General features: G+C 48.9%; 25 protein-coding genes, 1 tRNA gene and 1 pseudogene. 9 read left to right on the top strand and 18 right to left on the bottom strand.

Translation table 11 applies throughout. From position 1 onward, the window contains the following. Positions 1-272: 272 nt before the first annotated feature. Positions 273-713, bottom strand: a complete 441-nt coding sequence (locus tag AC15IQ_RS10090) for an RrF2 family transcriptional regulator (protein WP_483178917.1) — start codon at positions 711-713, stop codon at positions 273-275. A 286-nt stretch (positions 714-999) separates the two neighbouring features. Here AC15IQ_RS10090 and AC15IQ_RS10085 point away from each other — a divergent pair, with 286 nt between their 5' ends. The 3 genes from AC15IQ_RS10085 to AC15IQ_RS10075 all read left to right on the top strand — a co-directional run bounded on the left by AC15IQ_RS10085 (position 1,000) and on the right by AC15IQ_RS10075 (position 4,100). Next, positions 1,000-1,191: a prolipoprotein diacylglyceryl transferase family protein gene (locus AC15IQ_RS10085; RefSeq protein WP_483178916.1), complete on the top strand. Its 192-nt coding sequence runs from the start codon at positions 1,000-1,002 to the stop codon at positions 1,189-1,191. An 88-nt stretch (positions 1,192-1,279) separates the two neighbouring features. Then, a complete protein-coding gene (locus AC15IQ_RS10080) occupies positions 1,280-1,681 on the top strand; it encodes an ArsR/SmtB family transcription factor (protein WP_483178914.1) in 402 nt (133 codons plus the stop codon). Positions 1,682-1,718: 37 nt separating this feature from the next. After that, on the top strand, positions 1,719-4,100 hold the full coding sequence (locus AC15IQ_RS10075) for a heavy metal translocating P-type ATPase (RefSeq protein WP_483178913.1): 2,382 nt from the start codon (positions 1,719-1,721) through the stop codon (positions 4,098-4,100). 157 nt (positions 4,101-4,257) lie between these two features. Here AC15IQ_RS10075 and AC15IQ_RS10070 read toward each other — a convergent pair whose 3' ends face one another. The 7 genes from AC15IQ_RS10070 to AC15IQ_RS10040 all read right to left on the bottom strand — a co-directional run bounded on the left by AC15IQ_RS10070 (position 4,258) and on the right by AC15IQ_RS10040 (position 10,645). Next, a complete protein-coding gene (locus tag AC15IQ_RS10070; protein ID WP_483178911.1) occupies positions 4,258-5,319 on the bottom strand; it encodes an acyltransferase in 1,062 nt (353 codons plus the stop codon). A gap of 134 nt (positions 5,320-5,453) precedes the next feature. Next, entirely contained in the window at positions 5,454-7,115 is a 1,662-nt protein-coding gene (locus AC15IQ_RS10065) for an ABC1 kinase family protein (RefSeq protein WP_483178909.1), read from the bottom strand. Positions 7,116-7,313: 198 nt separating this feature from the next. Further along, entirely contained in the window at positions 7,314-8,111 is a 798-nt protein-coding gene (locus AC15IQ_RS10060) for an energy-coupling factor ABC transporter ATP-binding protein (RefSeq protein ID WP_483178908.1), read from the bottom strand. Next, complete coding sequence (gene cbiQ / locus AC15IQ_RS10055; RefSeq protein WP_483178906.1) at positions 8,092-9,006, bottom strand: cobalt ECF transporter T component CbiQ; 915 nt, start codon at positions 9,004-9,006, stop codon at positions 8,092-8,094. Before cbiQ ends, AC15IQ_RS10060 begins: the two co-directional genes overlap by 20 nt. Positions 9,007-9,010: 4 nt before the next feature. Beyond that, positions 9,011-9,322, bottom strand: coding sequence for a PDGLE domain-containing protein (locus AC15IQ_RS10050; RefSeq protein WP_483178904.1), 312 nt, complete (start codon positions 9,320-9,322; stop codon positions 9,011-9,013). Then, positions 9,315-10,031, bottom strand: a complete 717-nt coding sequence (gene cbiM / locus AC15IQ_RS10045) for a cobalt transporter CbiM (protein WP_483178903.1) — start codon at positions 10,029-10,031, stop codon at positions 9,315-9,317. The genes AC15IQ_RS10050 and cbiM overlap by 8 nt, the downstream gene beginning before the upstream one ends. A gap of 17 nt (positions 10,032-10,048) precedes the next feature. After that, positions 10,049-10,645 carry an FmdE family protein gene (locus AC15IQ_RS10040; protein WP_483178902.1) on the bottom strand — a complete coding sequence of 199 codons (597 nt, stop codon included), beginning with the start codon at positions 10,643-10,645 and terminating at the stop codon, positions 10,049-10,051. 75 nt (positions 10,646-10,720) lie between these two features. Here AC15IQ_RS10040 and AC15IQ_RS10035 point away from each other — a divergent pair, with 75 nt between their 5' ends. Next, positions 10,721-10,933 carry a hypothetical protein gene (locus AC15IQ_RS10035; RefSeq protein WP_483178900.1) on the top strand — a complete coding sequence of 71 codons (213 nt, stop codon included), beginning with the start codon at positions 10,721-10,723 and terminating at the stop codon, positions 10,931-10,933. On the opposite strand, the gene AC15IQ_RS10030 is transcribed toward AC15IQ_RS10035, so the two are convergent. The 5 genes from AC15IQ_RS10030 to AC15IQ_RS10010 all read right to left on the bottom strand — a co-directional run bounded on the left by AC15IQ_RS10030 (position 10,926) and on the right by AC15IQ_RS10010 (position 13,608). Then, positions 10,926-11,072, bottom strand: a complete 147-nt coding sequence (locus AC15IQ_RS10030; protein WP_483178899.1) for a hypothetical protein — start codon at positions 11,070-11,072, stop codon at positions 10,926-10,928. The genes AC15IQ_RS10035 and AC15IQ_RS10030 overlap by 8 nt on opposite strands. Positions 11,073-11,339: 267 nt before the next feature. Next, positions 11,340-12,104, bottom strand: coding sequence for an exodeoxyribonuclease III (locus AC15IQ_RS10025; RefSeq protein ID WP_483179054.1), 765 nt, complete (start codon positions 12,102-12,104; stop codon positions 11,340-11,342). 26 nt (positions 12,105-12,130) lie between these two features. Next, entirely contained in the window at positions 12,131-12,970 is an 840-nt protein-coding gene (locus tag AC15IQ_RS10020; protein ID WP_483178897.1) for an Mrp/NBP35 family ATP-binding protein, read from the bottom strand. 3 nt (positions 12,971-12,973) lie between these two features. Then, on the bottom strand, positions 12,974-13,426 hold the full coding sequence (locus AC15IQ_RS10015) for a YaiI/YqxD family protein (protein WP_483178896.1): 453 nt from the start codon (positions 13,424-13,426) through the stop codon (positions 12,974-12,976). After that, positions 13,423-13,608 carry a hypothetical protein gene (locus tag AC15IQ_RS10010; RefSeq protein WP_483178894.1) on the bottom strand — a complete coding sequence of 62 codons (186 nt, stop codon included), beginning with the start codon at positions 13,606-13,608 and terminating at the stop codon, positions 13,423-13,425. Before AC15IQ_RS10010 ends, AC15IQ_RS10015 begins: the two co-directional genes overlap by 4 nt. A 433-nt stretch (positions 13,609-14,041) precedes the next feature. On the opposite strand from AC15IQ_RS10010, the gene AC15IQ_RS10005 reads away from it, so the two are divergent. Genes AC15IQ_RS10005 through AC15IQ_RS09995 form a run of 3 tightly spaced genes read left to right on the top strand, consistent with a single transcriptional unit; the run spans position 14,042 to position 16,425 of the window. Continuing rightward, positions 14,042-14,638, top strand: a complete 597-nt coding sequence (locus tag AC15IQ_RS10005) for an RNA polymerase sigma factor (RefSeq protein WP_483178893.1) — start codon at positions 14,042-14,044, stop codon at positions 14,636-14,638. Beyond that, positions 14,616-15,713, top strand: coding sequence for an anti-sigma factor family protein (locus AC15IQ_RS10000; protein ID WP_483178892.1), 1,098 nt, complete (start codon positions 14,616-14,618; stop codon positions 15,711-15,713). Before AC15IQ_RS10005 ends, AC15IQ_RS10000 begins: the two co-directional genes overlap by 23 nt. Next, positions 15,691-16,425: an SIMPL domain-containing protein gene (locus AC15IQ_RS09995; protein ID WP_483178890.1), complete on the top strand. Its 735-nt coding sequence runs from the start codon at positions 15,691-15,693 to the stop codon at positions 16,423-16,425. Before AC15IQ_RS10000 ends, AC15IQ_RS09995 begins: the two co-directional genes overlap by 23 nt. Before the next feature lie 70 nt (positions 16,426-16,495). On the opposite strand, the gene AC15IQ_RS09990 is transcribed toward AC15IQ_RS09995, so the two are convergent. Both AC15IQ_RS09990 and AC15IQ_RS09985 read right to left on the bottom strand, forming a co-directional pair. After that, the gene (locus tag AC15IQ_RS09990; RefSeq protein WP_483178889.1) at positions 16,496-17,053 is read right to left on the bottom strand and encodes a hydrolase; all 558 of its coding nucleotides are present in this window, start codon (positions 17,051-17,053) and stop codon (positions 16,496-16,498) included. Between the two features lie 156 nt (positions 17,054-17,209). Then, positions 17,210-17,404, bottom strand: a complete 195-nt coding sequence (locus AC15IQ_RS09985; RefSeq protein WP_483178887.1) for a hypothetical protein — start codon at positions 17,402-17,404, stop codon at positions 17,210-17,212. Positions 17,405-17,699: 295 nt separating this feature from the next. Between AC15IQ_RS09985 and AC15IQ_RS09980 the strand changes: the two genes are divergently transcribed. Further along, a tRNA-Leu gene (locus tag AC15IQ_RS09980) sits at positions 17,700-17,785 on the top strand. A gap of 28 nt (positions 17,786-17,813) precedes the next feature. Here the strand turns inward: AC15IQ_RS09980 and mnmL are convergent. Beyond that, a complete protein-coding gene (gene mnmL / locus AC15IQ_RS09975) occupies positions 17,814-18,533 on the bottom strand; it encodes a tRNA modification radical SAM protein MnmL/YtqA (RefSeq protein ID WP_483178885.1) in 720 nt (239 codons plus the stop codon). Between mnmL and AC15IQ_RS09970 the strand changes: the two genes are divergently transcribed. Beyond that, positions 18,523-18,759: a hypothetical protein gene (locus AC15IQ_RS09970; protein ID WP_483178883.1), complete on the top strand. Its 237-nt coding sequence runs from the start codon at positions 18,523-18,525 to the stop codon at positions 18,757-18,759. The genes mnmL and AC15IQ_RS09970 overlap by 11 nt on opposite strands. A gap of 727 nt (positions 18,760-19,486) precedes the next feature. On the opposite strand, the pseudogene ribH reads toward AC15IQ_RS09970, so the two are convergent. Beyond that, positions 19,487-19,934: pseudogene (gene ribH, locus AC15IQ_RS09965) on the bottom strand (6,7-dimethyl-8-ribityllumazine synthase). 29 nt (positions 19,935-19,963) lie between these two features. Continuing rightward, a complete protein-coding gene (locus tag AC15IQ_RS09960; protein WP_483178882.1) occupies positions 19,964-21,160 on the bottom strand; it encodes a bifunctional 3,4-dihydroxy-2-butanone-4-phosphate synthase/GTP cyclohydrolase II in 1,197 nt (398 codons plus the stop codon). Between the last annotated feature and the right edge of the window lie 5 nt (positions 21,161-21,165).

Genomic DNA, 21,165 nt, shown 5'->3' with positions numbered 1-21,165 from the left:
TTAGCTGGTTTGGAACATTAAGGTAAATATTCTCCGTTTTTAGTGGCCAATTTTTCTCCCTTTTATTTTACCGTTTACACCAGGTCTCGCCAGCTGTATTGTCATGGTGATAGCCGAGTGGCTTGATTCGCTTTTAAGGTCTTCGGTAATACCGAGACCACCTTTTCGGGCTATATGAGCATATCCCTGATACGGATTAATGATGCTTTTAAGCGAGGAAAAGGTGGTATTTAAAATCTGTCCCTTACCCATGCAATTTGTGGATATACAGGTCAAATATAATACATAAGAGCACCAGGCTCCTGCGTTTTCCAGTATTCGATCAACAGATCTTCCAAGCTGATGTTGTCAACCACCTTGTCGATATTCGCATTGATCTTATCCCATACCTGGGTTTTTAAACAGTTTTCAACCGGATTAGTGGCTTCGCTATCAGTAACCTTGACTACAGCCAGATCCCCTTCCAATGCCCGAAGTATTTGGCCAACTGTAATTCGATTTAAGCTATCTGCCAGCACATAGCCTCCCTGAGCCCCTTTTATGCTGACTACCAGTCCAGCTTTTCTAAGGGTCGAGAATACCTGCTCCAAGTAATTGGTAGAGATATCCTGTCGTTCAGCTATGGTATTTAAGGCAACATGGCCGCTGCCTGAGTTTATAGCAAGATCAAGCATCGCCCTCAAACCATAACGGCCTTTGGTTGACATCTTCATTATCCAGCCCCCACATATAATATAGTTTTCATATATGAACAATAATATATCATCAACAGTGAATGCAAGCATTCCTACTTTGAAACCATGATTACCCGCCTGTCCTTAACGGTAACACTTCTCGATATCAGTATGGCTGATAGTGTGGGAAATCCGCACCTGAGCGGGCTTTGTTTACTGTTGAATACTTCTTCATAAAATATTCATTTGTTAACGCTAGTCTGGTTAAAGAACTAATTGCCTGACCAGTGACAATAAGCCCTGAACAGAAAGGACTTTGGAACATATGGATAGAATTCTGTTTCAGTTTGGCCCGTTGACAATATACACCTTCGGAGCGGCCATAGCAGTAGGTTCTCTAACCGCCTACCTACTAGCCAGTAGAGAGGCTAAAAGAAACGGTCTGGATGAATCAAGCCACAATGGTTGCCCTGTTCCAATATACAAGTCTTATCCCCAGACATCATTAGCAAACTGAAGTGAAATACTTATTTACAACATATAAAATCAATTATACAATTTAACATATGAACACTTATTCATATGTATTTCTGGGAGGGATGACTATGGCGGATCGTGAACAGGTTGACCGCTGTGAAGTAACATGCATCCATGAAGAAGCGGTTTCTGCAGTGAAGCAGATTATGATAAGCGATGATGAGGCCCAGTCACTGGCTGATATTTTTAAAACCCTGGCTGACCGCACCCGGGTCAAGATGTTATTTGCCCTCATGCAACGAGAATTGTGCGTCTGTGATCTGGCTGCAGTAATAGGAGCATCGGAATCATCAGTCTCCCATCAGTTAAGGGTATTGCGTACCAACAAACTGGTGAGGTTTCGCCGTGACGGCAAGATGCTTTATTATTCACTGGCTGATGATCATGTAATAACCCTATTTAAACAGGGTTTGGAGCACGCTAGCCACGATGAAGCCTGGGCTGCCCAGTTTCTTGACTTGTGTAGATAATCATCCTTAACCAGGTGCCATTTAAGGAGCGATAATTATGGGAGAAGCAATTGAGATAAAAGATCTGGAAACCACTCGCAGTCTATATTTAAAAGGCCTGGACTGCCCGGACTGCGCAGCCAAAGTCGAGAAGGCGGTCAGAATGATGCCTGGTGTCGCCTCCGCTACCGTTATCTTCCCATTGGGAAAACTGAATGTTGCTTTCGATGCGGCACAAATGGGGACCAAGGAGCTCATAGAGAGGGTTCGAGCCCTGGGTTATGAGGCCCAACTGGATTCCGGAGACGCCGGCCCCCGTTCCACTACCCTGCGCATCGAAGGTATGGATTGCGCCGACTGTGCGTCCAAATTGGAGAGGCGCATCGCAGCCTTACCGGGAGTTGAAGAGGTTTTAGTCAATTTCGGAGCCGCCAAATTAGCTGTCACTCATCAGGGATCTGTCACTGAGATAATAAACACCATTAACAGCATGGGATACCAGAGTGAGGTTGACGAACCGTCTCAGCCCAGCAATAAAAGTCCCTATTGGAAGCGTAATCAATATGTTATGCCTACAGCCATTTCCTTGATCATGTTGATCCTGGGGCTGGTGACTGAATGGATTGGTTACAATACCCCTGTATCAACCGGATTTTTCATAGCCGGAATCATCCTGGGCGGTTTCCTGCCCGCCAAGAATGGCATGGCTGTTTTGCTCAATGCCCGTGAACTGGATATGAACATTCTCATGTCTATTGCGGTTGTCGGCGCCGCAGCTATTGGAGAATTCGAGGAGGCTGTAGCGGTGGTCTTCTTGTTCTCCCTGGGCAATGCCCTGCAGGGCTACACCCTGGATAAGACCCGCAATTCCATTCGTACTCTAATGGATCTGGCCCCTAATCAAGCCCTGGTAGTTCGCAATGGGGCTGAGATCACAATGCCTTTAAATGATATTGTCATTGGAGACGTCATTATAGTCAGGCCGGGAGAGAAAATTGCCATGGATGGCAGGGTCATTGCAGGCTTATCCACGGTAAATCAGGCTTCGATAACCGGCGAGTCGGTGCCGGTTGAAAAAACCGCTGGTGATGAGGTCTATGCAGGCACCATCAATGAGCGCGGTTCTATGCAGATCAAGGTTACCCGCCTGGCTAAAGACAATACCATATCCAGAATAATTGCCATGGTGGAAGAAGCCCAAGGACAGAGAGCCCCTTCGCAGCAGTTTGTAGATAGATTTGCCAAATACTACACCCCTCTGGTGATAATCGGGGCTGCCCTGGTGGTGGCCATCCCCACCATGTTTATGGGACAGCCGTTTCACAAATGGTTTTATGAGGCTATGGCTATGCTGCTGGTGGCCTGCCCCTGCGCTTTGGTGATTTCCACCCCGGTCTCGATAGTGGCCGCCATCGGCAGCGCAGCCCGCCATGGGGTTCTGGTTAAGGGCGGTCTTTATCTTGAAGAAGCCGGAGCCTTATCGGTAATTGCCTTTGACAAGACCGGAACCCTTACAGTGGGAAAACCACAGGTGACCGATGTAATACCTGTTAATGGCTTTTCTGAGGATCAAGTTTTGTCAATATCAGCTGCCATCGAATCCAGGTCAGAGCACCCCCTGGGTGAGGCTATTCTCAAATATGCCCGGCAAAAAGGGTTGGATATCCCTGCAGTGAGCGGCTTTGAGGCGGTTTGGGGCATGGGAGCCATAGGCCGGGTTGATGGTGTATCTTATCAAATCGGTAATGTGAGATTCTTCAGGGATAATAATATTGACATTGATCTGGTGGAAGACAATATAAGAAGACTGCAAAATCAGGGCAAAACCGTCATGATTTTGGGGGAAGAAGCTAAAATTCTGGGGCTTATCGCTGTAGCTGATGTTCTCAGGAACAACAGCTATCAGGCTATACAGAAGTTGAAAAAGCTGGGTATTAAGAAAACTGTAATGCTTACCGGTGACAATGAGATAACTGCCCGAGCTATAGCATCTCAGGCCGGAGTGGACGAGTACCGGGCTGATCTGCTGCCCGAGGACAAAGTAGAGGCTGTGAAAGACCTTTTACGACAGTGCGGCAAGGTAGCCATGGTCGGCGATGGGGTGAATGACGCCCCAGCCCTGGCCATTTCGACCGTAGGTATTGCGATGGGTGTTGCGGGAACCGATACCGCCCTGGAAACCGCGGATATAGCCTTGATGGCAGATGATTTGACTAAACTATCTTACGCAATGAAACTAAGCCGCCAGACCGTGTCGATTATCAAGCAAAATATAGCTTTTGCCCTTATAATCAAGGGTTTGATTCTATTACTGGTCTTTCCCGGATGGCTGACCTTATGGCTGGCGGTAGTTGCTGATATGGGCAGTTCGTTGCTGGTAACTCTTAACGGAATGAGGTTATTAGGGGTAAAACAAGAGCAATTAGAGAAATTAATGTAATTTATCCCCTCCCACTCTGTCCGATTTAAATCACAGGGTGGGCCTTCAGTATACCCCGTGGGAACCGTGAGTAGCATACGAACCGGGCTCAGGATCCCTGCATGCGGTTTTCATAAATCGATGGACTGCCCCCACGGTATTCAGAGATGTTTTATCCCTAATAACGGGGTCTGTAACTCTGCCCGCCCAGAAGCCAAAGTAAAGGGGCATGTCGCACACAGTAGACGCCTGTCACGGTTATAACAACAGTCAGCACATAAAGCATCATCATACCCCCAGGTCCTTCCCAGGCAGCAGAAACACCCATCTTATGTACTATGCGCTGCAAGAATAAAAGCACTACGGGGTGGGAGAGATAAATCAGAAAGCTCTGTCGGGAAAGCCAATCAGTGATTGGCAGACCTTTGCCTCCATATTTTAAGGTTAAACTGTAGAAAAACAGGAAGGACATTATTGCATAGATCATTATGGTGGGTTTTCCAGAGGAAGCGTAGCTGGCGGTGGTATGACCGTCCCACAGTAAAAAGGCCAGGCTAATTGCCCACAGCATTCCCCATCGGCCTGATCCTGAAGCCAGAACCGACTCAATCCGGGTCCTGAATTGTGCCATATACATTCCCAGGCCAAAATAGCCGATCCATATGGGAAATGCCACCAGATATACCTGCGGATGGACAACGCCGGGCAACGAATACCTGCCGATGGTATTAAGGTATAATACTACCTGACAGAACAGGCACAGTGATAGCAGTGAAATCACAAAGCTCACAGCATGCTTTTCTATCCAGGCTTTCAACAAGGGGTAGAGCAAATAGCACTGAATTATTATGACCATGAAATAGAGGTGATAGGCACCGGTCCCCCAGAGGAGATGCCTGCCCAGCGCGGCCATGAACACTCGTGTGTCAGGCCAGGTATGAAGCAGGTATTGAGTCACCAGGGTGTAAAATAATGTCCATAATACATAAGGCCATAGGATTTTACCGAAGCGCTTGCGATAAAAACGTCCCACCGATTCCCTGCAAACCGATGTGATATCCTGATAATAGAGCAGGAATCCTGAAATAATTATGAACATGGGTACAGCAAAACGCACCACCTGATTGAAAAGTAATCCTCCTGCAGATGTGCCCGCATAATCAGCCGATACATGGATGCCAATGACCGCCAGGGTGGCCAATACCCTCAATAAGTCAAATACCTGTAAGCGTCCTTGCATATCGCCCTTCCTCATAGCAACATTGATCCTATTGTAGCACGGGCGCGAGGGCATAATAAAGCCTGGGTTATCGTTGCTGCAGACTTGTACGTCATCAAGATATACTTTTGACATTGGCACGCCAGGTAGGGGGCTCAGAATCGTCGTCCTGAAATTAGGAATGCATATAGGCCCATCAGTACTGCAAAGCCGCTGGTAGCCATAAGGACATTGTTCAAGTGAGCCACGGGATGGTCCCCCGCCACCAGCAGCAAAGAGGTGCTGACCAGGCCGCCGGCAATAATCAAGCTGGCGCTGATGCGATTTGAGATCTGAGTGATTTTAGCCTCAAAGTTTTTCTTTAGCTCATGTTTGTGAGATACTTCCAGCTCACCCTGCCCGGCTACTTTGATTAAATGGTTCAAGTTGCGGGGGAAAGTAAACAAAGGCCTGATTTCTCGATAGTAATTGCGGCGCAGGCTGCGGTAGATACCCTCAGGTTTTACCCTCTCCTGGAACATCTCCCGAATTAACGGGCCAGCCACCTCGGAGAAGTTGAAATTGGGATCGAGTTTTTTGCCCACGCCATCCACAGTTATCAAAGCCTTCAAAAGAGCAGTGAGATAATTGGGCAAGCGTAGTTGATAACGGTAGGCAATATCCATCATTTCCCGCCGCAAGCGGTCAGCGTCAATATTCCCCATGTTAGATGAATATACTCTTTCTGCCAGGTCCGAAAAGTCAGCCTCGAAACTGTCCAGATCAACTCGGTCATTTAATATTCCCATGTCATATAAAGCACTCATGGCACTGTCCAAGTCTTTTTTTTCAATCCCTAGAAGCAGCCGCCCCAGGTCAGTCAGCCTTTTTTCTGTTAATAAGCCGATTTGTCCAAAATCGATAAAAGCTATTTTATCCTCATTCAGGACCAGTATGTTCCCTGGATGGGGATCGGCCTGAAAAAAGCCGTGCATCATAACCTGCGTCAAAAAGGCCTGTGTTCCCAAACGGGAAATCTTATTGCGATTCCATCCCCGAGCGTCGATGGTATCCAAATCACTGAGTTTTACTCCATCAATGTATTCCTCGGTCAGAACCTTTCTGGTGCTGTATTCCCAATAAATGCGAGGAATAACCACTGAACTGTCAGCGGCAAAATTCACGCGCATTCTATCAGTGTTCTTAGCCTCCCGTTCATAGTCCAATTCAAGGCGCAATATTTTAGCATAATCCTCAATCATAGCCTGTAAGCCGATCTGCCTGGCGTCTGGAGAGTGTTTTTCCGCCAGGCTGGCTAATTCTGTTAGTATCTCCAGATCATCTTCCACCAGGTTTTCGATGTTCGGGCGCTGCACTTTAACTATGACCTCTTCACCACTTTTTAAACTAGCCCGGTGCACCTGTCCAATAGAAGCAGCCGCCAGCGGTACAGGATTAAAGATGGCAAAAACCTCCTCGACCGGTCCAATCTCGGCTGCTATCTGGGCTTTGACCTGATCAATAGGAAAAGCGGCTACTTTATCTTGCAGCTTCTCCAATTCTTCAATAAAGGCTGGTGAAAGAATGTCTGATCTAGTGCTGAGCAATTGACCGAACTTAATAAATGTAGGGCCCAATTCCATCAGGGCATTGGTCAGCTTGTCTGCCATACAGCTATCTGATTCCCTTTGGCATTTTTGTACGGAATATACCGCAGGTAAAGGCACCACGCTATCTAGTCCCAAACGGTGTATGAAATAGCCCAGCCCATGCTTCAGAAAGGTCTTGATGATTTGCCGGTAACGGAGACCATGTCTTATGTGCCTATTAATATTCAAACAGCTACCTCCCTTGAGTTTAGGTTCGACTGATATTAAACCAAATATGTCCTACTCTATAAGAAGAACGCTCATGTATTTAAAGCCATTTCAGCGGCTTTGCCCACACTACCATATCCGGCAGGTTTTCAGTCCCGCGACGCTTATTTCGCTCCGGTCCTCCCCCATAAGTTACCGGGCCGTTGTTCCCGGCGGTGATCAACCATGGGTATAAAGGTGAATATGCCGGTTTTCATCATGCTCGTGTGTGAATTCATCGATCAGGTTGACCCGGCTCAGTAAAGCCCGGTCCGACAAAACCTGCTGAGTGGGACCGTCGAAAACCAGGCGATGGTCCTCACTCAAAACCAGGCTGCGCCGGGTAATGGTGTGAGCCATTTCAAGATTGTGAGTGGACAAGATTATAGTGCGTCCGCGACGATTCAATTCCAGGAGGAGGTGGGTCAGCCAACGTTGGCTTTTGGGATCAAGTCCGGCACCGGGTTCATCCAAAATCAGCACCTCGGGGTTCAAGATCAACACCGCGGCCAGGGCAACCTTGCGTTTCTCTCCTCCGCTCAGTCGGTATGGGGGGCGGTCTCTCAGATGCCCTATGTCCAGCATTTTCAATATATCAGCGGTGCGGCGCTTTACTTCCTGCTCGGTCAAGCCCAGTTGCGAAGGCCCGAAGGCGATCTCATCCTCCACCCGGCTGGTAAACAGTTGTACATCGGAACTCTGAAAGATAAACCCCACCCGGCGATGAAACCGCTGTGCAAAACGATCATCTTCCAATAGTTCCTCACTAATTGCCTCACCAAAGGCTTTGAATGAACCTGCCTGGGAATGGAGCAATCCGCACAGCATCTTGAGCAGGGTTGATTTGCCGGAACCGTTGGCACCCAAGACGGCCACACTCTCTCCGGCAACAACATCAAATGAAATGGAATCGAACACATTTTCACCGGGCTGATAAGCGTATGCGGCCTGTCGCAGTTCAAAAATCTTTTTTAGCATTATCTGCTCCTATAAGTATAATTGGCATCGGTGGAAACGACGCGGCGCTTTCCTGGGGCACCACCTGCTTGCACTTTGCTACGCTGTAACAGCGGGCTGTCATAGCCTGGAAAACCTCTCCCGCGAGCAGCATGCTCTTGGCGAAGAGAAATCCTAGCGATGAACTCAGCAGAGTCATTTGCTGCCTGTATTTCAGCGGTCCCACTGTCCTCATTCTGCGAGCCTCATACATTTCTATCGAGGTTTTAAGCAGCATTATCAGATAGCGGTAACTCATCTCCATAATAAATGCGAATTGTGCCGGAATTCCAATAGACTGCAATGATTTGAACAATCTGGCTATAGGTGTGGTCATCACCAAGAGGGCCACCATGGAAAGTGAGATGCCACTTCTCAAAAAAAGTATGGTGACTGCTTCCACACCCTGACGTGTGACGAAGACAGGTTTGGATAGTGCTGCCGGCCCGCTGATCTCGCCCTGATATAGGGTAATGAGGGGTGTGCCGTCTGACACTATATTAAGTACAGCGGGCAGACCGACCAACAAGGTTATGACAGGAATTATTCCCCATATCCGCTTTTGCAGGGTCAATACCGGCAGCCCGGAGGCTATCATCAATCCCAGGCTTACTGCCCAGACAAACAGCAATAAGCGATAATCTCTCAGCAGTGACAGCGCCACCAGGATGAAGATGCACCCGGCTACTTTATATTCTGGACGCAGGGTTTGCAGAAACCCTGGCTGTCGGGCCCATTTCTCCGCCAACACATCATCCGTCATAATACGTTTAAGGCTCTGCAGACTTTTGCCCACAAACCTGCCGCTGCCAGTCTTGACCGAGGTGCCCAGCTGATGGTCGGTTTCACCCATCCATTCCGGTATATACAGTTCCATGTTTTTAATCTTCGATCATCCGGCTGAACAACATGATTGTTGCCACCACCAGAGCCATACCAACAAATCCAGAAACTATGTATCCCACCACTGAACCCAGAGTACCTTGCAGACCGGGGATGGTATAGTCGGCCAAAATGGCATATTTCCAGGTATCAGCTAAAGCCGCCAAACCGGTCGGCAGCATCCCCACTTCTTCAATCAGCTCTTCGATCCCCCACTCCCCAAACGCGGTTCCAGTAGCGATAAGTCCCAGCGGTGTGAGCAGCAGCAAGGCCAGCAGTCCCCACCACAATTTGCTGTAATGCTTAAACACTGGCCATAACCCCCTTTTTATTTTCCCTGTTATTTCGGTCTGTACCAATTAATTCGGGATAGGTCTGGGCTACAAACAGCACTCCCAACACGGTAAACACGCTTTCCACTGGTCCGGCAAAGAGCAGGTGCTCTCCCATCATTACGGTTACGGCAAACTTCAAGGGATACATGAAGTACAATGGAGTTCCATCAGGTGCTTGGAACAGATGGTATTGCATACCGAACATTAATGCGGTTGACAAGGCGGCTAGATTGATTCCAATGTAGCCTCCACAAGCAGCAGCCACCAGGCCGCGCAATGAACTGATTTCTGCCTTGGCTTTGAACAGGCGGTAAGCGTAGTAGCCGCTAAAGGACATTAGAAAGGCAATATTAAAACAATTGGCCCCTAAGGTGATGATGCCTCCATCACCGAAAATCAAGGCTTGAATGGTTAATGCCACCGCAACCGCGACGGTTGCCGCCCAGGGGCCCAGCAATATGGCGATAAGCACTGCACCGACCGCATGCGCCGAACTGCCTCCCGGTATGGGCAGATTAAGCATCATAATAATGAAAGAAAACGCAGCGCCAACCGCCAGCAGCGGCACCTGCTTCTTCTTCATGGTGGTCTGTACCTTTTTAACCGCTACCCCTATAATGGGAACCATGACCGCAGCAATCGGCAGTGCTGTCAAAGGGCTCATATACCCGTCTGGAATATGCATTTAAATCAAAACTCCCTTCACCTAGCCAAGTCAAAACAGGGCTGGCACAGAATCCCCTCAACGGTCTTGATGGCTCTTGGTTCCATGACTCCTTCCCCACATTTGCCACAGGTCAGGGTCTTATGAATAGAAGCCCGCGGAGGGAGTTCGGTTTCAACTTCATTCCATGCAAACAGTTCTTCATAAGGACAAGTCGTGATATATTGAAACAACTCTTGCCTGACCTGCTCAAGTTCGGCCTGTTCGTTCTGATTAAGGTCGTTTCGCTCTTTCAGTTCCCGGTAGCGTTGCCCTGCCGCGCCCATTGAGGCACGCTTCATCTGCGCAATACGCAAGGCGCGGTTGCTTGAGCGGTCTATAATGGTATACACCGTCTTGCCATAATCCCTGAAGATAAGGTTGCCTTTGCCAAAGGTACACCCTAATATGGACTGCAATGCATCCACACCACAAGAATCGGTTTCCACTATGGCCACGACATCCTCATCTTGATCTCTTTTAAGATTAAGCTGTTCCATGGCCAATTCAGCCGCCCGCACCCCCATTAACAAACCAGGGCAGATATGGCCATGAAACTGTATAGCCAGTTCCAGGGGGGATATATCTTTATACATCAGCGTAACCCACCTTTCTAATCTTAATCCTTATCCTTGTTTTTCTGGCAATAGATTCTAACTCGGTTTACTTAATTGGCAACAGCTCGTCTGCCAACACTGATCACAATACTGCAGCGGTTCACTGCAATCATAATCTTTACAGTTGGAGAGGAGGTTGGCATTGCTGCACAAAAACAGAAACCACAAAAACTGACCGGTGTTTTAAGGTCAATCTTTATGGTTTGGCTTGCGATTATGCAATTACCTGGTTTTAAATTGATGGCCTTGATGGCCACCACTATTTAACCAATTCCTCTGCTAGGGCTTTGCTCTTTTCAGATAATTTTAATGCCAATCGAGCTGCGTCTTTGTTCTTGCCGAGAATTAAAGTAGAGGCCAGATCAGCAAGCAAATTCTTCAATTCTAATAATAGTTTGGTTGCCATCTTAACCCTCCGTTCATTTCATAGTCGACAATTTATCCAGCTAAATTCCTAATATACACATCATCACTATAATTATATACATCTGCGGCCGGAATTCGTACCCCTTTTTTGTTTTCCCCCAATTGTTTATATGCACTATTAAAGCGATGAAAACGTATATTTATGGGCCCAAATGTACAGAAATTTCGTGAAGTTCCCTTGTAGGCCACAAATCTTGCTAATAACTAATAATAAAATGCCACGCTTCTAAATGGCTTGCCCAATAATTCAATACTGGAGATGTAAGGTAATGGGGCAATGGTCTGAGCCGGTTACCTGATCGAGAATGGCGGAATCGACGATTTGAGGTACCATGGGACGGCTGACATAGAAATAATCAATACGCCAGCCGGCATTGCGTTCCCGGGCACGGGTGCGATAATCCCACCAAGAATACTGAACTTTGTCCGGGTAGAGGTGACGAAAAACATCCACATAGCCCATTTCCAGAAACCGGTCCAGGACATCCCTTTCAATTGGTAAAAATCCTGAACGTTTTTCATTATTTTTTGGGTTTTTCAGGTCTATCTCCCGGTGCGCGGTATTAAAATCTCCACAGATAATAATATTGGCCTGATTTTTTTTCAGCTCCTCACAGTAATCTATCAAGGCTTGGTAGAACTGCAGTTTGAAGTTCAGGCGATCGCTGTTCATTTGTCCGTTGGGAAAGTAGACGTTCAACAAGGTAAATTGCGGATGGTGGGTAATCAGTATACGGCCTTCCACATCCAGGATTTCCACCCCGGTCGTCATCCAGCAATCCAATGGGGCTTGACGAACATAGGTGGCTACACCGCTGTAACCCTTTTTGGCTCCAATATTCCAATAACTCTGGTAGCACGGGACCTCCAGCAGTGTTTGGTGCAATTGTTCCGGGCTGGCCTTGGTCTCTTGCAGGCACAGGATATCGGGGGCTTCACGTTGCATCCATTCGATGAAGCCTTTGTTGTATACTGACCGAATGCCATTGACATTCCAGGAATAGATTTTCATTTCCCCCACCCCAGTAGGTATTTTCATTAGGGCAGTTGTTCCATCACCTTAAGGGCGACGGCATCCATTTCCGCCGAATGATATTCTTCTATCTTGCCATCATCGACCAAAGCGTTGAATATTCCATCCCAGGGCAGGCCACCCAAAAACTCCACCCCGGCCTCCTGCGATACCTTAACGCCCTGGCTCTTTCCGAAGATCTCTATCTTCTCATTGCAATGCGGACATAATGCATGGCTCATATTCTCAATAAGGCCGATTATCGGTAATTGCAGTTTCTTGGCCATTTTTATGGTCTTCTTAACCACCATGAAAGCCAAGTCCTGTGGTGAGGAGACGATGATGATGCCATTGACCGGCAGAGACTGCATGACAGTCAAAGGTATATCACCGGTTCCAGGCGGCAGGTCCACTATAAGGTAATCCAAATCGCGCCAGTCCACATCTGACCAAAACTGTTTGACTGCACCGGCCAGCATCGGTCCTCTCCAGATCACCGGGTCGTCCTCATTGGGCAGGAAAAAGTTTATGGACATTAATTTGATGCCGCTCTTGCTTTCGGGGGGTATCATGCCATAATCCCCTGCTTTAATGTTGCCTTTGATGCCAAACGCTTTCGGCTGACTGGGTCCGGTGATATCAGCATCCAAAATTCCCACCTTTTTGCCTTGACTGGCCAGGCTCAAGGCCAAAAGCCCGGTCACCGATGATTTACCCACCCCGCCTTTGCCGCTCATCACAGTGATGACATTGCGGATGTTGTTAAGAGTCCCTACCAGAGTATTAGGCTGATTTTCAACCCCGCAAGAACTGCGATCCAGGTTGCATCCAGCCGCGGAGGGACATGTGTTGCACTTGTCTGACATTGATCAGTCTCCTTTCAAATCGCTGCTGGTCTGCAGCAGCTTCAAAAAATTCATTTCAAAAAGCTGATCCTGAGCTATATTACGCTTGGACGGACCGGATATCCTCATCCCCGCACGTCTAGCTCTGGCGTTTAAATAACGCCAGCTGAGCAAAGTGTCTATATTACCCTCGTCATACACCTTGCCATTCGGATGTATGGCTATCGCTTGCCTGCTAAGCACCATCGCAGCCAGTCCGTAATCTTGAGTTATCACCACATCGCCTTTATTTGTCCGGTTGACGATGGCTATATCAGCCGCTTCAGGCGAGAAATCGACCAGTATTACCTGGGCATAGCTGCTCTCGATAGCATGGTGGGGATTGCTGACCATAATCACTTCCAGACCATATCGCTGGGCGATTTTTTCTATAATCTGCTTGACTGGGCAGGCATCTGCATCTACCAGTATTTTCATGGGCAATCAACCGTATCCAGGACCGAGTCAATAATCAGGACGACTGGATTTAGGCCTTTGCTGGCCGTTAAACCCATCAAATCCACCACCAGCATCTCCGCCAAGGAAAAAACCCTGCTGTCAGGGGCAAGGCAGCGTGTGAAAATAGTATCTCCCCGTCTCCGAGAGCCATGTATGCGCATCACCGCTTCACCTCTTTCCCGGTCAGAAAAAATCCTGCCCAGGCGACTATCGGACAGCTATCAGTCACCCCCAGATCTATGGGCTGCATTGGCAAAACGCATTGCTGGGGTTATATCACTATGGTGCTAGAGTCTACAGTGCAACCATAAAGAGATAAGTCAAGAAATAAGTCGATTTAAGACCGGTATCTTTACACAGAAGTTATATTTTCTGGAGGAAATCATCGCTCGGTTCCAGCTTAGCTAGAAATACCCTTCCCTGACCTCCTGGTTGATAACGCAAGCTTTTTCACTTTTAATCAATCATAAAATAGTTTAACACAAATTGGACGGGCTTATAGTTAAAAATTATCACACATCTACAGCCGGTTGGTGTAAGCTGAGAATGTTAGTTTCGTATTGTTTATGAACGGGGATTGGGGAGCTGATTCTATTGATTAGCGACGAGATGCTGGCGTGGCAGACTCTGAGCGGTGATATAGCAGCTTATGAAGAACTGGTCAACCGATATAAAAATCAGGTCTTTGCCATTGTCTATCGCATTATCAACCATGCGCAGGAAGCTGAAGACCTCACCCAGGAGGTATTTCTTACCGTATACGAGAAGATGTACCAATTCGATCCCAATAAAAAATTTGCCCCCTGGATATATCGGATAGCCACCAACACCAGCATAAGTGCTTTGCGTAAGCGTAAAAAAATAGCCCTGGTTAATTTTGATGAGGCCTATAGCGCCCCAGCGAATGGTTATGCCCCAATACAGACAGGCGATCCCCATTCCGTGTTCGAACAGCGTGAGTTACATCGCGAGATTGATGCTGCCATAATGGCCTTGCCGGAAAACTACCGGGTAGTGATCGCGCTACGCTATCAAATGGATTTGGACAATCAGGAAATAGCCGACACACTGGGAATAAGTAAGGAAAATGTCGAGGTTAAGGTGCATCGTGCCCGCAAGGCCCTGCAAAAAGTATTATTGAATCGCCGCAACGAAAGGGGGATAAATCATGAATTGTCAGCAAATCGATAAATACATCTACGAATTTTGTGACAAACAATTGTCTCCCCAAATGCATGACGGCATTCAAGCGCATTTGGACCAATGTGAAAGCTGCCGCGATAAAGTAACCGCAGCCGACCAAGAAGGCCAGCTCTTGCGCAGTATGGATATCATTCCGGCTTTAGGACCGGAATTTACCGACCGGGTGCTAGCCGCAGTCAAGCAAAAGCATGGCGGCGCGGCCTCGGCGGCTTTTCTGGCCGGGCCTTCATCCCGTTATCCACGCCAATTGCGCTGGTGGTGGGGTGCAGCTGGTGCGGCCGTTTTGTTGCTGGCATTATGTTCACTGCCGATGCTAAATATGCAGATGCCGTTGGGAATCAAACTCGCTGAACAGAGTGCCGCTGACCGTGCGCCGGTTGAAACGGCCCCGCTGCTGGTGAGCCCCTCGGCTTCTCCGAAAAGTGATGCAGAGCCTCCCCAGACGGTGGCAGGCCAGGAAACCACTGACCGGCCTATCCAAAACGCTCAGCAGGATATTGCTAAAAAACAGCAGAATTCTGCTACCAAAAGGACAGACGCTTCACCACCAGAGTCGACCCAACCTTCCCAGACGGCGCAACTCTATACCTCCGCAGCCCGCCAGGAGCAGATGGTAAGAGCACCCATCTATTCCAGTCCTAACCGTGGAACTGAATTGTTGACCCTGCATCCTGTTAATCTGCCCCCGGAATACTCTCTGCAGAAGGTTATCAGCAACTCGGACCAGGAAATCACTTTTGTATACCTGAATCAGTTGACCCGGCAGGAGTTAAACCTGAGACTCACAGCATCGGTTGAAGCAGCGGAGGAGTTGGATCAGGCTCCTGACGCCCCCCTGTTATTGAGGAGCGCTGTGCCACAAGATGTGGAAAATTCGGAGGGATCAGCTCAGCCAGCAGAGACGGTGATCGCGCACAACAGCTTAAAAGCCAGGATGGATTACAACCAACAGTCTTATGAAATGGTTTTGAGCGGCGATGTGGATGATGAGCTATTGGCTGCTATAGCCGATAAAGTTAAATTGGAGGAGGGACATAAAGGTGTTAAAACGGAAAATCCATAAAAGCGGCCTATTCAGCCTGATAGTGCTGCTGGTGATGGCCCTGGCCGTGCCGGTAATGGCCGCTGATGCCCCTGGTCAGTACAATGGTCCTGTAGTGGTGGTGACCGCTACTGGAACGGCCACCGCAGTGCCAGACCAGGCCCGTATTTCATTGGGAGTGGTAACCACTTATAAAGATCTGGCCCAGGCACAGGACGAAAACAACCAGAAAACCGAGCGGGTAATTGCCGCTGTTCAATCCATGGGTATAGACAAGAACCGCATCCAGACCAGCAATTTCAATATCTATCCCCAATATGATTACAAAAACGGCTCCAGCACCCTGACCGGTTATCAAGTCCGCAATGAGATCACCGTAGTAGTGAAAGATATTAGTAAGGTCGGAGTTATTCTAGACGGGGCTGTACAGGCTGGCGCCAATAGTGTGAATTTTGTCTCCTTCGAAAAGTCCAACCTGGACGGGGCTGAAAACGAAGCCCTGGTCAAGGCTATATCCAGGGGGCGCGACAAAGCGCAGATCATTGCCGCTGCCGCCCAGATGAGCCTGGGGGGTTTGGTGAGCATCAGCGAAGACCATAATACCGCTTTCTACCCCAATGTCGCCAATATTGCCCTGGATTCTGCCAAAGGCCTGGGCGAAGGCAGCGTGCCCATCAACCCCGGGGAGCTCAAGGTAACCGCTTCAGTCACCATGGTTTACCAGTTGAAATGATTACCATAGGCTTCGGTATATGAACAGGAACCCTGGCGGGGGAGACTCCCCCGCCGTTGCTATTCCGGGACTATTTCAGCAGTGGCGACAGGGCTTTAAACTCAGGGGTCCCAGAAGTCTTGAGGATATCAAAGAAGACGGTCTCGGCATTGGTTGTCACCGCTCCCATCTGTTTCATCAAGTCCAGTCCGCTGCGGTAATTCGGTTTGAACCTGGAGCAGACCGCATCTTCAACCAAGTGAACGGTGTAACCAGCCTGGAGCAGGTCCCTAACCGTCTGGTAAACACAAACGTGAGTCTCGCTGCCGGTGACGATAATCTTGGACCTGTTGTGGGCGAACAAGGCTTTTCTCGTATCCAGGGTGCAAGCCGTGAAGGACATTTTCTCTATAATCTCAGTCCCTGCAGGGAAATTCTCCTTCAGTTCGGGGACCGTAGGCCCCAGGCCCTGCGGGTATTGCTCGGTGACCACCACCGGTATGCCAGTCTGTCCAGCCAGTTTCAGCAGCAGGTTGGTATTTTTGATCACCGCATCCTTGTATTTCATTGCGTTCAGCAGCTTGTCCTGTAAATCAATGATCAATAATAAAGACTCCAATCGATCCAGCCTGAATCTGCTAATTTCCATGCCAACTCCTCCTTATTTGAGCATGCCACAATTGTAGCATTAATCGTTGACTGCTTAAAGCACCAGGGATGCGGATGTCTTGGAATCTTTGGCACCGCCACAGTAAAGGGATGGGGGCTAAATGAAGACCAGCCCGGCCATCCCTTTAATTACTATTTAGCAACTTCCGTACTTGATAAGAATCAACTGCACATAGTAGGCCCTTAGTATCTTTAGGTTTCTCAGCCGATACTTCAGGGCGGACTCCTCTTCCTCATTCTGGGCATGGGCTATCTGTTCCTGCAGGTACTCGATCTGATCCAGGATTCTGGTCAAAGATTTTTCCAGGCGGCTCTGACTGCGGGTATTCATTTATCATCCTTCTTTTGTGTTTCTGATATAGGTAATATATCCTTCAAGAGCATCATCCGGTGCTAGTACCAGCAGTGCCAAAATTTATCAAGCCCACCACGTAAACGGGAATGCTGGAATATGACGAAAGTTGTGCCACCTCTGCAGGTCAGGTTGGCCTAGCTGCATCAAGTCTGGCCAGGGCTGAGAAATACCCCCAAAATACGCTGACCGACAACAATGTGGCATAGAATTGCTTGACAAGCGAGCCAGGCATGTAATATAATTTGTCTTGCTGAGCATAAATTAGCACTAAGCGGCAGTGGCGGAATTGGCAGACGCGCTAGATTCAGGTTCTAGTCCCGCAAGGTGGTGGAGGTTCGAGTCCTCTCTGCCGCACCATAGGAAATACCGGGGGTTTTTAACCCCCTTAATTCGTTTCTGGGCCTTTTCTACAGCTGTTGCTATAGAGTCTGCCCTGCCAGGTTTCTTTTTCAAGCAGGGCCCGTTCGATCTGGTTCAAGACCTCACGTTTATGCAGGCTCCACTGCGGCACCAGCAGCAGGTGGCGGGGGCTGTCTCCGGTCAAACGGTGCACGACCATTTCCGGGGGAAGGATCTCCAATATCTCTGCCACCAGGTTTACATATTCCTCCTGATCTAAAATTCGAAACGGCTGCTCCTGGTAAGAGATCCCCAGGGGGGTGTTTTTCATCACGTGGAGCAGATGTATTTTTATACCTGCCAGTCTGCACTGAGCTACGTAATGAGCGGTTGCCATCATGTCCTCACGGCTTTCCCCTGGCAGTCCCAGGATTATATGGGCGCAAATATCGATGTTATGGCGGCCCAGAATCTGCACTGCATTTTCAAAATCAGCCTGCTCATATCTCAGATTCATGGCCCGGGCAGTTGCAGCATGGATTGTCTGTAGGCCGAGTTCTACCCATAAATCAGTATGACACTTGACCTCATCGAGCACCTCGATTACCTCAGGAGGCAAACAGTCGGGTCGGGTAGCAATCGCAAGTCCGACCACCCCAGGCTGAGCGGCGGCCTGCAGGTATAGGTCCCTGAGCCTCTGGGGATGATCATAGGTATTGCTGAAAGCCTGAAAGTAAGCAATATATTTAGGCCATTTGAAGTGCATTATAATCTTAACTTCTGGCAAATTGCTGCACCAGGTCAGGCGGCGCGCTTATGAAAATCACCTGATCCCCGGAACGCAGAACAAGCAACCGGAAGACGATAAGTGCCATCCGGTGGGGCGTAATAAATCCACGGCGTCAAGGGATTTGAGCTTTGCTATATTTGTTACGCAGATGATGATTCAGACTGTGGTAGCGTTGTCACTTATAGCAGGCGATCAGTCTTGAACATGCTTCCTCATACATTCGAAGGTCGGCAGTACCTGGATTTGGTGAGCTATTCATGCCTTAGCCGCCAAGGTATAATGATAAATGGTATCTTGGCAAGAGGAGGGTAAAGTGACGTAACCAAAGACAATATCGTTGTACTCGGCCTGGTAGCCATGAAATGGCGGTGGCGTTCGGGTTATGGACCGCCAGCCTGCTCCGGGCCGGTGCAGATCCTGGGGCAAAACGATGTTCAATCAGGGGACATGCAGAGTACAGACCGGTCAGTTCACCCAGTACGATTTTACTGTCGGAGAGTCAACTCCAGGCTGAATCAGGGCTGAATTTAACAGCAAAAACCACCAGGCATGAGCACCGTCTGTTTCGTCAAAGCCAGGACTGTACAGCACGTACGCTATACCAGCTGGACAAACTCATGGTCATGCGCCATAGAGATGCAATTATCGACTGCACGAGGCATTAAAATTAGGCATTACCACGAACCTGCGGCTGATGATCTCATGGCTTATGGGCCGGTTATACGGCTGCGCCAAAAACCGGGTTCAATCAGGTCGATGTATTTACGGCGACAATGATGGCGCGGTAATCATTCAAGTCAGGGATAATGTGGTAACCAAAATAATCATACAGAAGGAACATCCGCGGTAGATTTGTCAGGGGACGGTTGTTGACGAAGCATTTTGTTGTCAACAGCGTCTGTTCAACCCTCAACTTTGCTATAGCTGTTTTATGAATTGATAGGCATCTCGATAGCGGTAACGGTAAACCGACCTTTATTGCCGAACCTTGGTCGGCCCGTTCTATAGCCTGCTCGATGGTGTCGTGGTAATGACCCGTAAGATCACCGGAACCCCGGACTGCAATCCCACCTGGGCTATGCCTTTGGTGACTTCGGCCGATACATATTCAAAGTGCGGGGTGGCCCCACGAATCACGGCTCCTAAACAGATTACCGCGTCATATCCTCTCCGCACCATCTGCTGTGCAGCCAGAGGCATTTCGAAAGCTCCCGGCACCCAGGCCACATCGATGTTATCAGGCTCCACATCATGGCGGATCAATGCATCCATACAACCGGACAGCAGTTTATTAGTGATGAATTCGTTGAATCGTGATACGATCAATCCGAAGCGCTGCCCCTGCCCCACCAGTTTTCCTTCAAATACCTGTGCCAATGCTATTCCTCCTCAATGTTGATGATCGTTTACAGGTTGACCAGAAGATGGCCCATCTTCTCTTTCTTGGTCTGCAGATAGTGGCGGTTTTCCTCCTTGCTGGGGACCTCGATGGGAACCCGCTCAGTTATCTCCAGGTCGTAGCCTTCCAAGCCCTTGACCTTTTTGGGGTTATTGGTCATGAGGCGCATCTTGTGTATACCCAGATCGGCCAGAATCTGGGCCCCTATACCATAGTCCCTCAAATCTGGGGCAAATCCGAGATTGATATTGGCTTCAACCGTGTCCATGCCCTTGTCTTGCAGCTTATAAGCCTTGATCTTATTGCATAGCCCGATGCCGCGGCCTTCCTGGCGCATATATAACAGAACCCCCTTGCCTTCGGCCTCGATCATCTGCAAGGCCCTCTGCAGTTGATCACCGCAGTCGCAGCGTGAGGAACCCATTACATCCCCGGTGAGGCATTCCGAATGCACTCTTACCAGAATTGGTTCTTCCGGCTGCCATTCGCCTTTGACCAGAGCCAGGTGTTCTTTATTGTCCAATAAGGACTGGTAGGCCACCGCTTTGAAATCGCCAAAATGCGAGGGGAGTTTGGCATCCGCCACCCTTACCACCAGCTTTTCACGACGCCGCCGGTATTCGATCAATTCGGCTATGGTGACGATTTTTAAATCGTGGCGCTGGGCGAACTCAATTAATTCCGGTACCCGGGCCATATTCCCATCGGAGCTCATTATCTCACAGATGACTGAAGCCGGATAAAGACCAGCCAAACGGGTCAGGTCGACCGAGCCTTCGGTATGCCCGGCCCGGCGCAATACCCCACCCTCGCGGTAGCGGAGCGGGAAGATGTGCCCGGGTCGCCTGAAATCCTTGGGGGTGCTGTTGGGGGATATCAGGGCGGCTATGGTGGCGGCCCTTTCGTGAGCAGATATCCCGGTGGTACAGGTAAAGTGGTCCACCGACACGGTAAAGGCAGTCTCATGGCTGTCGGTGTTGTTGGTCACCATCTGTTTGATGTCCAGCAGGTCCAGGCGTTTACCTTCCATGGGCACGCATATCAGACCACGGCCATGGGTGGCCATGAAATTGATCACATCAGGGGTGGCCTTTTCTGCGGCTACTACTATATCCCCTTCATTTTCGCGGTCTTCATCATCGACCATGATTATCATTTTGCCCTCACGAATATCAGCAATGCCTTCTTCAATAGTGTTGAACATAATAA

Origin of the sequence: Syntrophomonas sp. DTU019 (genome assembly GCA_913757435.1) — a bacterium.
Classification (GTDB): domain Bacteria; phylum Bacillota; class Syntrophomonadia; order Syntrophomonadales; family Syntrophomonadaceae; genus DTU019.
Note: the sequence above shows the minus strand (reverse complement) of the source record. Positions and strands in the feature narration are given on the sequence as shown.

Excerpts from the sequence above, each read along its gene's own strand:
- AC15IQ_RS10090 (WP_483178917.1), bottom strand. The coding sequence starts at position 713 with ATGAAGATGTCAACCAAAGGCCGTTATGGTTTGAGGGCGATGCTTGAT.
- AC15IQ_RS10085 (WP_483178916.1), top strand. The coding sequence starts at position 1,000 with ATGGATAGAATTCTGTTTCAGTTTGGCCCGTTGACAATATACACCTTC.
- AC15IQ_RS10080 (WP_483178914.1), top strand. The coding sequence starts at position 1,280 with ATGGCGGATCGTGAACAGGTTGACCGCTGTGAAGTAACATGCATCCAT.
- AC15IQ_RS10075 (WP_483178913.1), top strand. The coding sequence starts at position 1,719 with ATGGGAGAAGCAATTGAGATAAAAGATCTGGAAACCACTCGCAGTCTA.
- AC15IQ_RS10070 (WP_483178911.1), bottom strand. The coding sequence starts at position 5,319 with ATGCAAGGACGCTTACAGGTATTTGACTTATTGAGGGTATTGGCCACC.
- AC15IQ_RS10060 (WP_483178908.1), bottom strand. The coding sequence starts at position 8,111 with ATGCTAAAAAAGATTTTTGAACTGCGACAGGCCGCATACGCTTATCAG.
- cbiQ (WP_483178906.1), bottom strand. The coding sequence starts at position 9,006 with ATGGAACTGTATATACCGGAATGGATGGGTGAAACCGACCATCAGCTG.
- cbiM (WP_483178903.1), bottom strand. The coding sequence starts at position 10,031 with ATGCATATTCCAGACGGGTATATGAGCCCTTTGACAGCACTGCCGATT.
- AC15IQ_RS10040 (WP_483178902.1), bottom strand. The coding sequence starts at position 10,645 with ATGTATAAAGATATATCCCCCCTGGAACTGGCTATACAGTTTCATGGC.
- AC15IQ_RS10030 (WP_483178899.1), bottom strand. The coding sequence starts at position 11,072 with ATGGCAACCAAACTATTATTAGAATTGAAGAATTTGCTTGCTGATCTG.
- AC15IQ_RS10025 (WP_483179054.1), bottom strand. The coding sequence starts at position 12,104 with ATGAAAATCTATTCCTGGAATGTCAATGGCATTCGGTCAGTATACAAC.
- AC15IQ_RS10020 (WP_483178897.1), bottom strand. The coding sequence starts at position 12,970 with ATGTCAGACAAGTGCAACACATGTCCCTCCGCGGCTGGATGCAACCTG.
- AC15IQ_RS10015 (WP_483178896.1), bottom strand. The coding sequence starts at position 13,426 with ATGAAAATACTGGTAGATGCAGATGCCTGCCCAGTCAAGCAGATTATA.
- AC15IQ_RS10010 (WP_483178894.1), bottom strand. The coding sequence starts at position 13,608 with ATGCGCATACATGGCTCTCGGAGACGGGGAGATACTATTTTCACACGC.
- AC15IQ_RS10000 (WP_483178892.1), top strand. The coding sequence starts at position 14,616 with ATGAATTGTCAGCAAATCGATAAATACATCTACGAATTTTGTGACAAA.
- AC15IQ_RS09990 (WP_483178889.1), bottom strand. The coding sequence starts at position 17,053 with ATGGAAATTAGCAGATTCAGGCTGGATCGATTGGAGTCTTTATTATTG.
- AC15IQ_RS09985 (WP_483178887.1), bottom strand. The coding sequence starts at position 17,404 with ATGAATACCCGCAGTCAGAGCCGCCTGGAAAAATCTTTGACCAGAATC.
- mnmL (WP_483178885.1), bottom strand. The coding sequence starts at position 18,533 with ATGCACTTCAAATGGCCTAAATATATTGCTTACTTTCAGGCTTTCAGC.
- AC15IQ_RS09960 (WP_483178882.1), bottom strand. The coding sequence starts at position 21,160 with ATGTTCAACACTATTGAAGAAGGCATTGCTGATATTCGTGAGGGCAAA.